The sequence below is a fragment of the Stenotrophomonas sp. Ps181 genome (assembly GCF_025697425.1).
GTDB classification, from domain to species: Bacteria; Pseudomonadota; Gammaproteobacteria; order Xanthomonadales; family Xanthomonadaceae; genus Stenotrophomonas; species Stenotrophomonas sepilia.
In genome coordinates this window covers 76527-90058 of record NZ_JAHWBI010000007.1, presented here as the reverse complement: position 1 = coordinate 90058, position 13532 = coordinate 76527, and the positions used below count along the sequence as shown (strand labels likewise).

Annotated in this window: 14 protein-coding genes; 8 read left to right on the top strand and 6 right to left on the bottom strand. The window is 67.3% G+C overall.

What is annotated here, in order from left to right; all coding sequences use genetic code 11:
• Positions 1–28 precede the first annotated feature (28 nt).
• Positions 29–508 carry a winged helix-turn-helix transcriptional regulator gene (locus tag KXV01_RS16575; protein ID WP_005407919.1) on the bottom strand — a complete coding sequence of 160 codons (480 nt, stop codon included), beginning with the start codon at positions 506–508 and terminating at the stop codon, positions 29–31.
• A 149-nt stretch (positions 509–657) separates the two neighbouring features.
• On the opposite strand from KXV01_RS16575, the gene KXV01_RS16570 reads away from it, so the two are divergent.
• Together KXV01_RS16570 and alr are read left to right on the top strand one after the other, a co-directional pair.
• Positions 658–1962, top strand: coding sequence for a D-amino acid dehydrogenase (locus tag KXV01_RS16570; protein WP_099486354.1), 1305 nt, complete (start codon positions 658–660; stop codon positions 1960–1962).
• Positions 1941–3008 (top strand): alanine racemase, encoded by a 1068-nt coding sequence (alr, locus tag KXV01_RS16565; protein ID WP_111097034.1) that lies wholly within the window; start codon positions 1941–1943, stop codon positions 3006–3008. Before KXV01_RS16570 ends, alr begins: the two co-directional genes overlap by 22 nt.
• A gap of 88 nt (positions 3009–3096) precedes the next feature.
• On the opposite strand, the gene KXV01_RS16560 is transcribed toward alr, so the two are convergent.
• A complete protein-coding gene (locus KXV01_RS16560; protein ID WP_049412742.1) occupies positions 3097–3660 on the bottom strand; it encodes a DUF3016 domain-containing protein in 564 nt (187 codons plus the stop codon).
• A 244-nt stretch (positions 3661–3904) separates the two neighbouring features.
• Between KXV01_RS16560 and KXV01_RS16555 the strand changes: the two genes are divergently transcribed.
• Positions 3905–5893, top strand: coding sequence for an ATP-binding protein (locus KXV01_RS16555; protein ID WP_049412744.1), 1989 nt, complete (start codon positions 3905–3907; stop codon positions 5891–5893).
• Positions 5894–5936: 43 nt separating this feature from the next.
• Positions 5937–6230, top strand: a complete 294-nt coding sequence (locus tag KXV01_RS16550; protein WP_005415124.1) for a DUF3247 family protein — start codon at positions 5937–5939, stop codon at positions 6228–6230.
• Between the two features lie 70 nt (positions 6231–6300).
• Here the strand turns inward: KXV01_RS16550 and KXV01_RS16545 are convergent, their stop codons facing one another.
• Positions 6301–6564, bottom strand: coding sequence for a hypothetical protein (locus KXV01_RS16545; protein ID WP_005407925.1), 264 nt, complete (start codon positions 6562–6564; stop codon positions 6301–6303).
• A gap of 158 nt (positions 6565–6722) precedes the next feature.
• Between KXV01_RS16545 and KXV01_RS16540 the strand changes: the two genes are divergently transcribed.
• The 3 genes from KXV01_RS16540 to KXV01_RS16530 are packed head-to-tail and all read left to right on the top strand — an operon-like array spanning position 6723 to position 9165.
• Positions 6723–7787 carry a class I SAM-dependent methyltransferase gene (locus KXV01_RS16540; protein ID WP_049412746.1) on the top strand — a complete coding sequence of 355 codons (1065 nt, stop codon included), beginning with the start codon at positions 6723–6725 and terminating at the stop codon, positions 7785–7787.
• Positions 7784–8485 carry a pseudouridine synthase gene (locus KXV01_RS16535; RefSeq protein ID WP_049412748.1) on the top strand — a complete coding sequence of 234 codons (702 nt, stop codon included), beginning with the start codon at positions 7784–7786 and terminating at the stop codon, positions 8483–8485. Before KXV01_RS16540 ends, KXV01_RS16535 begins: the two co-directional genes overlap by 4 nt.
• Positions 8482–9165: an HAD family phosphatase gene (locus KXV01_RS16530; RefSeq protein ID WP_049412750.1), complete on the top strand. Its 684-nt coding sequence runs from the start codon at positions 8482–8484 to the stop codon at positions 9163–9165. The genes KXV01_RS16535 and KXV01_RS16530 overlap by 4 nt, the downstream gene beginning before the upstream one ends.
• Before the next feature lie 93 nt (positions 9166–9258).
• On the opposite strand, the gene fabB is transcribed toward KXV01_RS16530, so the two are convergent.
• Together fabB and fabA are read right to left on the bottom strand one after the other, a co-directional pair.
• Complete coding sequence (fabB, locus tag KXV01_RS16525) at positions 9259–10467, bottom strand: beta-ketoacyl-ACP synthase I (RefSeq protein ID WP_049412751.1); 1209 nt, start codon at positions 10465–10467, stop codon at positions 9259–9261.
• Entirely contained in the window at positions 10467–10982 is a 516-nt protein-coding gene (gene fabA, locus KXV01_RS16520) for a 3-hydroxyacyl-[acyl-carrier-protein] dehydratase FabA (protein WP_049412752.1), read from the bottom strand. The genes fabB and fabA overlap by 1 nt, the downstream gene beginning before the upstream one ends.
• Before the next feature lie 191 nt (positions 10983–11173).
• On the opposite strand from fabA, the gene dinB reads away from it, so the two are divergent.
• Entirely contained in the window at positions 11174–12268 is a 1095-nt protein-coding gene (dinB, locus tag KXV01_RS16515; protein ID WP_099495394.1) for a DNA polymerase IV, read from the top strand.
• 275 nt (positions 12269–12543) lie between these two features.
• Here dinB and KXV01_RS16510 read toward each other — a convergent pair whose 3' ends face one another.
• A complete protein-coding gene (locus KXV01_RS16510; protein ID WP_099495395.1) occupies positions 12544–13455 on the bottom strand; it encodes an MBL fold metallo-hydrolase in 912 nt (303 codons plus the stop codon).
• Positions 13456–13532 lie beyond the last annotated feature (77 nt).

The following is a 13532-nucleotide window of genomic DNA, read 5'->3' as shown; positions in this document are numbered from 1 at the left end:
GGGATCTGACCCCAACCCACAGGCGGCCTCAATCCGGAATCGGCAGGCTCAGCGTCTCCTTCACCTCTTCCATCACGATGTAGCTCTTCGACTCACGTACATGCGGCAGTGTCAGCAACGTGCTGCCGAGCAGCTTGCGGTAGGAGGCCATTTCACTGATCCGTGCTTTCAGCAGGTAATCGAAGTCGCCCGACACCAGGTGGCACTCCAGCACGTTGGGCAGCTTCAGCGCGGCGCGGCGGAATTCCTCGAAGATGTCGCCGGACTTGTAGGCCAGGCTGATCTCCACGAATACCAGCAGGCTGGCCTTCACTGCGGCCGGGTCGAGGTGGGCGTGATAGCCGGTGATCACCCCTTCGCGTTCCAGGCGGCGCACGCGCTCGGTGCACGGGGTGGTCGACAGGCCGACCCGCTCGCCCAGCTCGGTGAAGGAAATGCGGCCTTCGGCCTGCAGGATGCGCAGGATCTTGCGGTCGATCTTGTCCAGTTCGCGGGTACGGGTGGCCATGGCCGTCAACCTCGGGGAATGAATTGCAGGAGAACATCCTGCCGGTGGATTTCAATTCAGGCAAATCAACTGGTATCGCCTGTCTATACTTCCCCAATTATGGCCCCGGCACGCTCCAGTGCAGGGAATGATCGGGTTGGAGAAGTCCCATGCGAGTCCTAGTTCTCGGCAGCGGCGTGATCGGCACTACCAGTGCCTGGTACCTGCGACAGGCCGGGTTTGAAGTCACGGTCATCGACCGCCAGCCCGGCCCGGCGCTGGAGACCAGCTTCGCCAATGCCGGCCAGCTGTCATTTGGCTATACCTCGCCGTGGGCGGCGCCGGGCGTGCCGAAGAAGGCGATCGGCTGGCTGTTCGAGAAGCACGCGCCGCTGGCGATCAGGCCGGGCATGGACCTGGCCCAGTACCGCTGGCTGTGGCAGATGCTGCGCAACTGTACCCACGAGCGTTATGCGATCAACAAGGCGCGCATGGTGCGCATGTCCGAGTACAGCCGCGACTGCCTGAACGAGCTGCGCGCGCAGATCGGCATCGAATTCGAAGGCCGCGACCTGGGCACCACCCAGTTGTTCCGCACCCAGCAGCAGCTGGATGCCTCGGCGCAGGACATCGAGATCCTGGCCCAGTACGGCGTGCCGTACGAGGTGCTGGACCGCGCCGGCATCATCCAGGCCGAACCGGCCCTGGCCCACGTCGATGGCCTGGTCGGCGCGCTGCGCCTGCCGCGTGACCAGACCGGCGACTGCCAGCTGTTCACCCGCCGCCTGGCGCAGATGTGCGTGGATGCCGGCGTTGAATTCCGCTTCGACCAGGACATCACCGGCCTGGAATTCGATGGCGACCGCATCACCGGCGTGCGCATCGACGGCAAGCTGGAAACCGCCGACCGCTTCGTGGTCGCGCTTGGCAGCTACTCGCCAGCGCTGGTCGCACCGCTGGGCATGCGCCTGCCGGTGTACCCACTGAAGGGCTATTCGCTGACCCTGCCGATCACCGACCCGGCGATGGCGCCGACCTCGACCATCCTCGATGAGAGCTACAAGGTGGCGGTGACCCGCTTCGACGACCGCATCCGTGTCGGTGGCATGGCCGAAGTGGCCGGCTTCGACCTGTCGCTGTCGCAGCGCCGCCGCGAGACCCTGGAACTGGTGGTCAGGGATCTCTATCCGAAGGGCGGCGACCTGTCGCGCGCGCAGTTCTGGACCGGCCTGCGTCCGGCTACGCCGGACGGTACGCCGGTGATCGGCGCCACGCCGTTCCGCAACCTGTACCTCAACACCGGACACGGCACGCTGGGCTGGACCATGGCCTGCGGCTCAGGCCGCTACCTTGCCGACCTGATGAGCGCGCGACAGCCGCAGATCAGCACCGAAGGCCTGGATATTTTCCGCTACGGCCAGTACGGTCACGCGCCGCAACACGAGAACCGCACATGCGTCCTGCCCGCGCGCTGATCGATCTGGGCGCCCTGCGCAGCAACTACCGCCTCGCCCGTGAACTGGGCGGGGGCAAGGCGCTGGCGATCATCAAGGCCGATGCCTATGGGCATGGCGCGGTGCGCTGTGCGCAGGCGCTGGAAGGCGAGGCCGATGGATTCGGCGTGGCCACCATCGAAGAGGCACTGGAGCTGCGCCAGGCCGGCATCCGTGCGCCGATCCTGCTGCTGGAAGGCATCTTCGAGCCCAGCGACATGGCGCTGGTGGCCGAGCATGACTTCTGGTTCGCCGTCGGTTCGTCGTGGCAAGTGGAGGCATTGGCGGCGTTCGACAGCCCGTGCCCGTTGACGGTGTGGCTGAAGCTGGACAGCGGCATGCACCGCCTCGGCCTGGACGCGGACAGCTTCCGCGCGGCGCACGCGCGCCTGTCGGCGCTGCCGCAGGTCGAGCGCATTGTGCTGATGACCCACCTTGCGCGCGCCGATGAGCTGGACAGCGAACGCACCCGCGAACAGGCGGCGACCTTCGCGCGCGCCATTGACGGGTTGGAGGGCGAGACCAGCGTGTGCAACTCGCCCGCACTGCTGGGCTGGCCGGAGGTGCGCAGCGATTGGGTGCGCCCGGGCCTGATGCTGTATGGCGCCAACCCGCTGCCGGACAACACCGTGTTGACCGAGCGACTGCGCCCGGTGATGACGATGCAGTCCAAGGTGATCGCCGAGCGCTGGATCGAAGCCGGTGAACCGGTGGGGTATGGCGCGCGCTTCGTGGCCAAGGCGCGCACCCGCGTGGGCGTGGTTGCACTCGGCTATGCCGACGGTTATCCGCAGTTTGCACCGAATGGCACCCCGGTGCTGATCGACGGCCAGCCCGGTGCACTGATCGGGCGCGTGTCGATGGACATGCTGACGGTGGACCTGACCGCGCATCCGCAGGCCGGCATCGGCAGCGTGGTGGAGCTGTGGGGCTCCGCGCCGACGCTGTCGGAGCTGGCGCCGCGCTGTGGCGTGAGTGCCTACCAGCTGCCGTGCGCGGTCAAGCGCGTGGCGAAGCTGTACGTGTAGAGCCGAGCCCACGCTCGGCTTCAGCAGCAGCCTATCTTGGTTGGCGCTGTGAATGCGTGTCGACCAAGGTCGACACCTACCGATGGACCTACCGTGCTGCGGTGGCCTGCGCTGTCAGCTGCCGCTTCACCCAGTCGTCGATCAGGCGCTTCTCGTAGCGCAGTGGATCGCTGTCGCTCTTCAGGCCGATGTTGTGCAGGTAGCCGGTATCGCTCAGGCGCGCGTCGCCCTCGCTGACGATGCGGCCGCTGGCGTCCTTCAGCGTGTACTGCAGGCTGATCCGCGGCGGATAGATGTCGCGCATGATCCGGATGTCGCGGCCGCGCGGGCCGTGCCACGGCTCGTAGTCACCGGCGCGCTTGATGTCGACCAGGGTCACATCAAGCGTCTGTCCCGGTTGCAGCGGTTTGGCGGCAGCGGTCTGCAGGTAGCGTGCCAGCTGCTGCACCCAGTCGCCACGCTCGGCTTCGAAGCGGTTGGTACTCTGGCGGATCTCGGTGAACTTGGCCGGATCGTCCCACTTCACGCTGACCGGGCCATCGGCCTGCAATGCGCGGGGGGCTTCCGGGTCGGTCACGGTGCGCGGTGCCGCGCTGGCGCCGCCCGCCGCCAGGGCGCCTGCCAACAGGGCAATCGCGAGTGAGCGTTTCATCACGGTCTCCTGCGTCCCCTCGATGGGGGCGATGTTGATCTCAGATCGAGTGTGATCCTGCTTCCCGGTATCGGCAATGGCCGGCTGCGTCGTGTGCAGGGGCGGTTGCCGCCAATTCATCGACGTCAACCATGACTGACGGCGCTTGACGCTGTGAATACGCCCTTTGGAAGATGCTGTGCCTCCAACCTGGCCTGCACAGACACCCTTGTCCACACTGCCGCCCCTCGTGGAGCGCCCACCGATGATGGTGCCGGCGCCCGAACCTGACCTGCATCGTGGCGTGCTTGAGCGCATCAACGCGGGTTTCTGCGTGATCCAGGTGCTGTTCGAGGGTGATCGCGCAGTCGACTACCGCTTCATCGAGGTCAACGATGCCTTCGAGCGCCACACCGGGCTGAAGGATGCGCGTGGAAAGCGCATGACGGCGCTGGAGCCCGGCCATGAGCAGGACTGGTTCCGCATCTATGGCGAGGTCGCACGCAGCGGCCGCCCGGCCCAGTTCGAGATGGAAGCGCGTGCGCTGGGCCGCTCGTTCGCGGTGGATGCGGTGCGCGTGGGCCGGCCGGGCGAGGACAAGGTCGGCATCCTGTTCTTCGACATCACCGCACGCAAGCAGATGGAAGTGGAGCTGGGCGAAAGCGAAGCCCGCTTCAGCGCGCTGGCCGACGGCCTGCCGATGCCGGTGTGGGTGCTGGACGAGCGCGGCCATGCCCGTTTCGTCAACAGTGCCTTCAGCGAGTTCTTCGGTGGCGACGAGACGCGCGTGCCGGAGGACGTCTGGCGCGGCCTGGTGCATCCGGACGACGCGTCGGTCTTCGAGTACGAACTGCAGGAAGCACTGAAAGCGCAGCGCTCGATGCATGCGCTGGTGCGCGCACGCCGCGCCGATGGCCAGTGGCGCTGGCTGGAGATGAACGCGCGCCCGCGCTTCTCGCGCATGGGCCGTTTCATCGGCCTGGCCGGCAGCAGCCCGGACGTGACCGAACGCCGCGAGATCGAGCTCGCCCGCGAGGAACTGCTGCAGTCCGAGCGCGCCGCGCGCAGTGCTGCGGAAAACATGGCGCGGCTGAAGGATGAATTCCTGGCCACGCTGTCGCATGAGCTGCGTACGCCGTTGACCACCATCCTCGGCTGGAGCGAACTGCTGCTGCAGCGCGTGGACAACACCAGCCCGCTGTACAAGGGCCTGAACGTGATCGCCAACAGCGCCGGTGCGCAGAAGCGGCTGATCTCGGACATGCTCGACCTCAGCAGCATGCTGCTGGGCAAGGTGCAGCTGGAGGTGGAAGTGCTGGACCTGTGCGCGGTGCTGGGTGAGGCGATCGGCGCGCAGGAACTAGTGGCCGAAGGCAAGGCGCTGGACGTGCACCTGCAGCTGCCCGCGCAACCCAGCCTGGTGCTGGGCGACGCCACGCGCCTGCAGCAGGTGTTCTGGAACCTGCTGTCCAACGCCATCAAGTTCACCCCGGCTGAAGGCCGCATCGACCTGCAGCTGCGGGCCGACGGCAACTACTGGGAGATCACCGTGCGTGACAGCGGTGATGGCATCGCACCTGAATTCCTCAATCATCTGTTCAGCCGCTTCCGCCAGGCCGACGGCACCACCACCCGTCGCCATGGCGGCCTGGGCCTGGGCCTTGCGATCGTGCAGCAGCTGGTCGAACTGCATGGTGGCACGGTCACTGCCGCCAGCGAGGGCCACGGCCACGGCGCGACCTTCACCGTGCGCCTGCCCCAGCATGTTCCCGATGCCGAACGGCGGCCGCTGCGTGAAGTGATCAGCGGGCCGATCCTGGAGCCGGTGATCGTCGAGCCGTATCCGCTGCGCGGCATGCATGTGCTGGCGGTGGAAGACCAGCCGGAAGTGCTGGAGTACCTGCGGCGCATGCTGGAAGAGCAGGGCGCCAGCGTGTCGGCGGCCAGTTCGGCCGGCGAAGCGCTGGCATTGCTGGCCGACACCGGCCACCTGCAGTACCACGTGCTGCTGACCGACATCGGCATGCCGGGCATGGATGGCTATGGCCTGGTGCGCACCTTGCGCGAGGACATGGGCGTGGACGCGGCGACCTTGCCTGCGGTGGCGGTGACTGCACTGGCGCGTGCCGACGACCGTCGCCGCGCGCTGGCCTCGGGCTTCCAGGAGCACGTCGCCAAGCCGTACTCGGTGGCGCAGCTGGTGGCTGCCGTGCGCAAGGTGCAGGTGCCGCGCGCGGACAGCGCGCTGCACTGAACATTCACGGCCGATCGGCGACCCTGCAGTCAGGAGGTCGCCGATGTCCCGTATAGCTCCACGTATCCACACCGATCCGGCGCAGATCGCGCGCCTGGAAGCCCTGCTGCCGCAGCTGGATGGCGAAACGCAGGTGGAACTGATTCTGCACGATGGCCGCCGCCTGCTCGGCACGGTGGCGGTGAGGCCAACCGTGCAGCAATACCGCAACGAGGCCGGCGACGAAGGCAGCAACGGCCAGTTGCGCCTGGATGACTACGACACGCCGGTGCAGCAGCACCACGTGTGGCTGGATGAAATCGCCAGCATCAACCGCCTGCCACCCAAGGCGCCTTGATCGGATGTAGAGCCGAGCCCACGCTCGGCTGCGCCGTCGCCCGAGCGTGGGCTCGGGCGCTACCGGTGTGTCAATGCTCGAACAGGGTCGGCGTCGCCTCGAATCGGCGTGCGTACGCCCGCTCCTCTGCAACCCTCGCCACCTCGTCATCGGCCAGGTCCGGTGCCCCATAGACGGCGTAGGCAACGCTGCCGTCGGCGCCATGACCGACCTGGTGCAGCCGGTAGCGCGAGTGGCCGCCGCCGGTGTCCTCGGGGTAGTGCACGGGCGGATGGCTGCCTTCCAGGTCCATTTCACTGTTGTCGACCACGCCACCGACGAACAAGGCTCGCATGCAGGTTCTCCTGGGTTTCCGGGGGGAGCCTCTACCCTGAACGTTTCAATGTTTCTGGCGGATCAAGGCCCCGTTCGGGTTTCGCAAAGCGGGCCGCCGGGGCCGGCCCGGCCAAGCCGGTACAATGGACGGCCCTCACGCCTGAAGTACCCGCGCCGATGGCCTCCAGCGACGACGCCCCCCTGCAGACCCTGCTCCTGCCGTTCTCCCAAGGCGCCCTGCACTGGCCGGAGGGCCCGGTGGCCTTCCTGCGTGCCCGCGATGGCTGGCCATTGCGCGAAGCGGCCGGCAACCGCGAGGTGCACTGCGAACAGAGCTTCGCCCCGTTCGCGCAACCGCTGCAGCAGGCTGCCGGCTGGACCGTCAGCGGCCAGCTGGATGACGCGGCCGGCAAGGGCCGCTATCCGCTGGTACTGGTGCTGCCGCCGCGCCAGCGCGAAGAAGCCCGTGCGCTGTTCGCCCGTGCGCTGGCGCTGGTCGCCGATGGCGGCCGCATCGTTGCCTGCCAGTCCAACAACGAAGGTGCGCGTTCGGGCGAGGGCGACCTCAAGCAGTTGGCCGGCCTCGGTGGCTGCCTGACCAAGAACCACTGCCGCGTGTACTGGACCGCCCCGCTGCAGGGCCAGCACGACGCTGACCTGGCCAAGCGCTGGTCGGCGCTGGATGCGGTGCGCCCGATCGTGGGCGGTCGCTACCTCAGCCGCCCGGGCGTGTTCGCCTGGGATCGCATCGATCCGGCGTCGGCGCTGCTGGCCGAGCACCTGCCGGCCGACCTGGCCGGACGCGCCGCCGACCTCGGCGCCGGCTACGGCTATCTGTCGCGCGAACTTCTGGAACGCTGCCCGAAGATCACCGCGCTGGACCTGTACGAAGCCGAGCAACGCGCACTGGCGCTGGCCGAGCTGAACCTGGCGCCGCCGCCGCGCCCGCTGCCGCTGCGCTTCCTGTGGCGCGACGTCACCGCCGGCATCGAGCCGGGCTACGACGTCATCATCAGCAACCCGCCGTTCCACACGCCGTCGCGCGCCGATCGCCCGGACATTGGCCAGCGCTTCATCGCCGTGGCCGCGCAGGCGCTGCGCCCGGGCGGACGCCTGTACGTGGTGGCCAATCGCCACCTGCCGTATGAGTACACGCTCAACGAGAGCTTTGGCGCGGTGCGCGTGGTCGCCGAGCGCGACGGCTTCAAGCTGGTTGAAGCAGTGAAGGGGAAGGGCAAGTGAAGCTGGTCAAGCACATCGCCAACCTGGGCTACGGCAGCCGCAAGCAGGTGCAGTGGATGTTCCGCGAAGGCCGCATCACCGACGCCGACGGCGAGGTGCTGTATGCCGACGACCAGGTGCCGCATGAGGCGATCCGGGTTGATGGCGAGCCGCTGGACCCGCCGGTGGGCCTGTCGATCGCGCTGCACAAGCCGGCCGGCTACACCTGCTCGACCAAGGACACCGGCCGCCTGATCTACGACCTGCTGCCGCCGCGCTTCCGCGACCGTGATCCGGTGCTGTCCACGGTCGGCCGCCTCGACCGCGAGACCAGTGGCCTGCTGTTGCTGACCGACGATGGTGGCCTGCTGCACCGGATCATCTCGCCGAAGTCGAAGCTGCCGAAAGTCTATGAGGTCGAGTTGAGCGAGGACCTGCGCGGCGACGAGGCAGCGCTGTTCGCCAGCGGCACGCTGATGCTTGAGTCCGAGAAGACGCCCCTGCTGCCGGCTGAACTGGAGGTGCTGGATGCGCGCCGTGCGCGGCTGGTGCTGCACGAAGGCCGCTACCATCAGGTACGCCGCATGTTCGCCGCCACCGGCAACCACGTGCAGGCCCTGCACCGCAGCCGCGTCGGCGGGCTGGACCTGCAGGGGCTGGACGAAGGGCAATGGCGGCAGCTCACCTCCACCGACCTGGATACGTTGTTCGCTCCATGACCCCCTTCGCTGCGCTGCCGTTCCTTCCCGACGCCGTCATCTTCGACATGGACGGCCTGATGATCGACAGCGAGCGGGTCTCGCTGGCCTGCTGGAGCGAGGCCGCCGACGCATTCGGGCTGGGCCTGGACGAGGCGGTGTTCCTGCGCATGGTCGGCCTCGGTGACCGTGACACGCACGCGCTGCTGCGTGCGCAGGGTATCGAGGACAGCGTGATCGAGGCGGTCGCTGCACGCTGCCACGAACTGTACGAAGCGCGCACACAGACCGGCCTGCCGTTGCGTCCGGGCATCCTGGAGCTGCTGGAGCTGCTGAAGGCGCACGCGGTACCGCGGGCGGTGGCCACCACCACGCGGCAGCCGCGGGCCAACCGCAAGCTGGCCGCTGCCGGCCTGCTGCCGTATTTCGATGTGGTGATCACCAGTGGCGACGTGGCGCGGCCGAAGCCGGCGCCGGATATCTACCTGCTGGCCGCGCAGCGGCTGGGGCAGGTGCCCGGGCGTTGCCTGGCGCTGGAGGATTCACCGGCCGGTACGCGCGCGGCACTGGCGGCCGGCATGACCGTGATCCAGGTGCCTGACCTGGTGCATCCGGATGAAGAGCTGCGTGCCCTGGGGCACCGCATCGTTGGATCCCTGGTGGACGCGCACGCGCTGCTGCTGCCGTTGCTGCCGAGGTAAGGTGGGTGTCAACCTTGGTTGGCACTGAGCCGAGCAGGGCTCGGCTCTACATCCGTGGGTGGGTGCCGACTGTTGGTCGGCATACCTGTCCCCTCACACCCGCCCGAACACCAGCGCAGCGTTGGTGCCACCGAAGCCGAAGCTGTTGGACATCACCGTATCCAGTTTCTGCTCGCGGCTCTCGCGCAGGATCGGGAAGCTCTCCACCTTCGGGTCCAGCTCGCCGATGTTGGCCGAACCGGCAACGAAGCCATCGCGCATCATCAGCAGGCAGTAGATCGCCTCGTGCACGCTGGCTGCACCGAGCGAGTGCCCGGACAACGCCTTGGTCGAAGACAGCGGCGGCACCGCATCGCCGAACACTTCGCGGATCGCGTTGAGCTCGGTGACGTCGCCCAGCGGGGTCGAGGTGCCGTGGGTGTTCAGGTAGTCCAGCGGGCGATCGACACCCTGCAGCGCCATCTTCATGCAGCGCACCGCACCTTCACCGGATGGCGCGACCATGTCGGCACCGTCGGAGGTGACGCCATAGCCGATCAGTTCGGCATGGATGTGAGCACCGCGTGCGACGGCGTGGTCGTAATCCTCCAGCACCAGCATGCCGCCACCACCGGCGATGACGAAGCCGTCGCGGTCCTTGTCGTACGGGCGCGAGGCGCTGGCCGGGGTATCGTTGAAGCTGGTCGACAGGGCACCCATCGCGTCGAACATCACACTCATCGACCAGTGCAGGTCTTCACCGCCACCGGCGAACATGATGTCCTGCGCACCGTGCCGGATCATGTCCGCAGCGGCGCCGATGCAATGCGCCGAGGTCGCGCAGGCAGCCGACAGCGAGTAGCTGACGCCCTTGATCTGGTAGGCCGTGGCCAGGCAGGCCGAGACCGTCGAGCACATCGTGCGCGGCACCATGTACGGGCCGACCTTGCGCACGCCACGTTCGCGCAGCAGGTCGACGGCACCGATCTGCCATTCGCTGGAGCCGCCACCGGAACCGGCGATCAGGCCGGTACGCAGGCTGCTGACCTGCTCGGGGCTGAGCCCGGCATCGGCGATGGCATCGCGCATGGCCAGGTAGGCGAAGGCCGCCGCGTCGCTCATGAAGCGCTTCTGCTTGCGGTCGATCAGGGCGTCCAGGTCGAGGTCGACGCGGCCGCCGACCTGGCTGCGCAGGCCCGCTTCGGCGTGGTCGGCCAGGGCGGTGATGCCCGAGCGCCCTTCGCGCAGCGCGGCCGAAACGGTATCCAGATCATTGCCGAGGCAGGAGGTGATGCCCATGCCGGTGATGACAACACGACGCATCAGAAGCTCCCGGTTTCAGTGAACAGGCCGACGCGCAGGTCGCGCGCGCTGTAGATTTCGCGGTCATCCACGTACATGCGGGCGTCCGACTGCGCCATCACCAGCTTGCGGTTGATGACCCGGCTGATGTCGATCTCGTAGCGTACGAGCTTGGCGTCCGGCAGTACCTGGCCGGTGAACTTCACCTCGCCGCAGCCCAGTGCACGGCCCTTGCCGGGAGCGCCCAGCCAGGTCAGGAAGAAGCCGGTCAGCTGCCACATGGCATCCAGGCCGAGGCAGCCGGGCATCACCGGGTCGCCGATGAAGTGGCAGCCGAAGAACCACAGGTCCGGGCGGATATCCAGTTCGGCGCGTACCATGCCCTTGCCGTGCGGCCCGCCATCCTCGTGGATATCGGTGATGCGGTCGAACATCAGCATCGGATCGTTGGGCAAACGGCCGGCGGCGGTGCCGAACAGTTCACCGCGTGCGCTGGCCAGCAGCTGATCGCGGTTGAACGCGTGGAGACGGGTCATGAAACACAATCCTGGAAGCGGGGAAACGGGAAAACAAGTTCTCGAGGATGCCCGTGGAAACTGTCCCGATCAAACATTTCAACCGTACGCAACCGTAGTGTTTTCAAGGGAATACGCGCATCCTGTTGATGTGCAACGACCATACTTCGGCGTGTGGCCTGCCCGCCTCGCCCCCGCCTTTCCCGCCTGACATGACCCGACTGCGCAAGATCATCCACGTTGACATGGACGCGTTCTACGCGTCGGTGGAGCAACGCGACGATCCGTCACTGCGCGGCAAGCCGGTGGTTGTGGCATGGCGCGGCGCACGCTCGGTGGTGTGCGCGGCATCGTACGAGGCACGCATGTTCGGCGTGCGTTCGGCGATGCCCGCGGTGCGCGCCGAGCGCCTGTGCCCGGACGCGATTTTCGTACCGCCCGACTTCGCACGTTACAAGGCGGTGTCACGCCAGGTGCGCGAGATCTTCCTGCGCCACACCGACCTGGTTGAACCGTTGTCGCTGGACGAAGCCTACCTGGACGTGACCGAGCCGAAGAGCGGCATCGAACTGGCTACCGACATCGCCCGTACCATCCGCATGCAGATCCGCGAGGAAACGAACCTGACTGCTTCAGCCGGGATCGCGCCGAACAAGTTCCTGGCCAAGATCGCCTCGGACTGGCGCAAGCCGGATGGCCAGTTCGTGATTCCGCCGCAGCGGGTGGACGCGTTCCTGCAGCCGTTGCCAGTGAACCGGGTGCCCGGCGTCGGCAAGGTGATGGAGGGCAAGCTGGCCGCGCGCGGCATCGTCACCTGCGGCGATCTGCGGCAATGGGCATTGACCGATCTGGAAGAGGCGTTCGGCAGTTTCGGGCGCAGCCTGTACAACCGGGCGCGCGGCATCGACGAGCGGCCGGTGGAACCGGACCAGCAGGTGCAGTCGATTTCCTCGGAGGATACCTTCGCCGAGGACCTGCTGCTGGAAGACCTGGGCGAGGCGATCGTGCAACTGGCGGAGAAGACCTGGAAGGCCACGCGCAAGACCGAACGTGTCGGCCATACCGTGGTGCTGAAGTTGAAGACCGCGCAGTTCCGCATCCTCACCCGCAGCTTCACCCCGGAACGTCCGCCGGAGTCGATGGAAGAACTGCGCGACATAGCACTGGCCCTGCGCGCCCGCGTCGACCTGCCGGCGGAGACGCGCTATCGGCTGGTCGGGGTCGGGCTGGGTGGGTTCCGCGAAAAGGAGGCCGTGGTGCAGGGGGAATTGTTCGAGCACGGACCGAACGAGTCCACATCCCTCTGATCGGCAAAGGCGGGGTCAGAGCCCGTTGCGCAGCAACGGGATCCGACCCCGGCAGATTGCCGAGATCTGTCCAAGGCGGGGTGGGTCCGGTTGCGGGGGCGTGAGCGCTATGGATGGCGCGACCGAGCCTCCATGGACGGATTCACGGCGTCCCCCGCAACCGGACCCACCTCGCCCTCCCACGGATAGCCAGCTGTTGCTTTTGCTGTTGCTTCGGCTGTTGCTGTTGCCTCTGCAGGTGCAGGGCGCAGCCCTGCAAAAGAAAACTCCCTACCTCATGGCCACTGCATCTCGCCCTTGACCACCTTCGCGCTCAGCTCCAGCGATGCGACGCCATCCAGCTTCGGGTAGCGCGCCTGCATTGCCTGCACCAGCGCCGTACTGTCCTTCGCCTTTGCCGCTTCGATATCGAACGCGCGGATGTAGTCCGCAGTAAAGCGCAGCGCACTGGCATCCAGTGCGGCACCCGGCGCGTAGTGCCCGGGCACCACCACCTTCGGCTTCAATGCCTGCAGTCGCTGCAGGGTCTGCAGCCAGTCAGTGTGCGACTTCGGCGTCTGCGTGTCGGCCATCCACACGTGCTCACCGGCCACCACCGGAATGCCGCCGACGATCGCGCGCAGCGACGGTACCCACAGCACCGTGCGGTCCGGGGTCGGGCCATCCAGGCCGATCAACGGCAGGCGCTGGCCTTCCAGCTGCAGGGCATCGCCATCCAGCACCTGCGGCACCACGACGCGCGCGGGCACGTCGGCACCCATCTTCGGTCCCCAGTAGGCCAGCTTGCCGGCCTGGGTCTGCTGGATGTGGGCGACGGTCTGCGCAGTGGCGACGATGCGTGCCTGCGGGAAGGCATCCTGCAGGGTGGCCAGGCCGAAGTAGTAGTCCGGATCGCCGTGGCTGATGTAGATCGTGGTCAGCTGCTTGCCACTGGCGCGGATCAGTTCGACCAGCTTGCGCGCGTCGCTGGCGCCGAACTGCGCGTTGACCAGGATCGCGTCATGGCGGCCTTCGATCAGCACCGAGGACACCGGGAACATCGCCTGCGGGCCGGGATGGAAGGTCTGCAGGTGCAGTTGTGATTTCGTCGCGGTGGTCGGCGCCGCGGTGGCCGGTGCGGCCAGCAGCGGCGCACTGGTGAAAGTGGCGGCCAGGGCGAGGGGAAGCAGCAGGGCAGCGGTACGCATGGGAATTCCTTGTCTAGAGCCGGGCCAATGCCCGGCTGCATGTTCGCGTAGAGCCGAGCGCGGGCTTGGCTCTACAT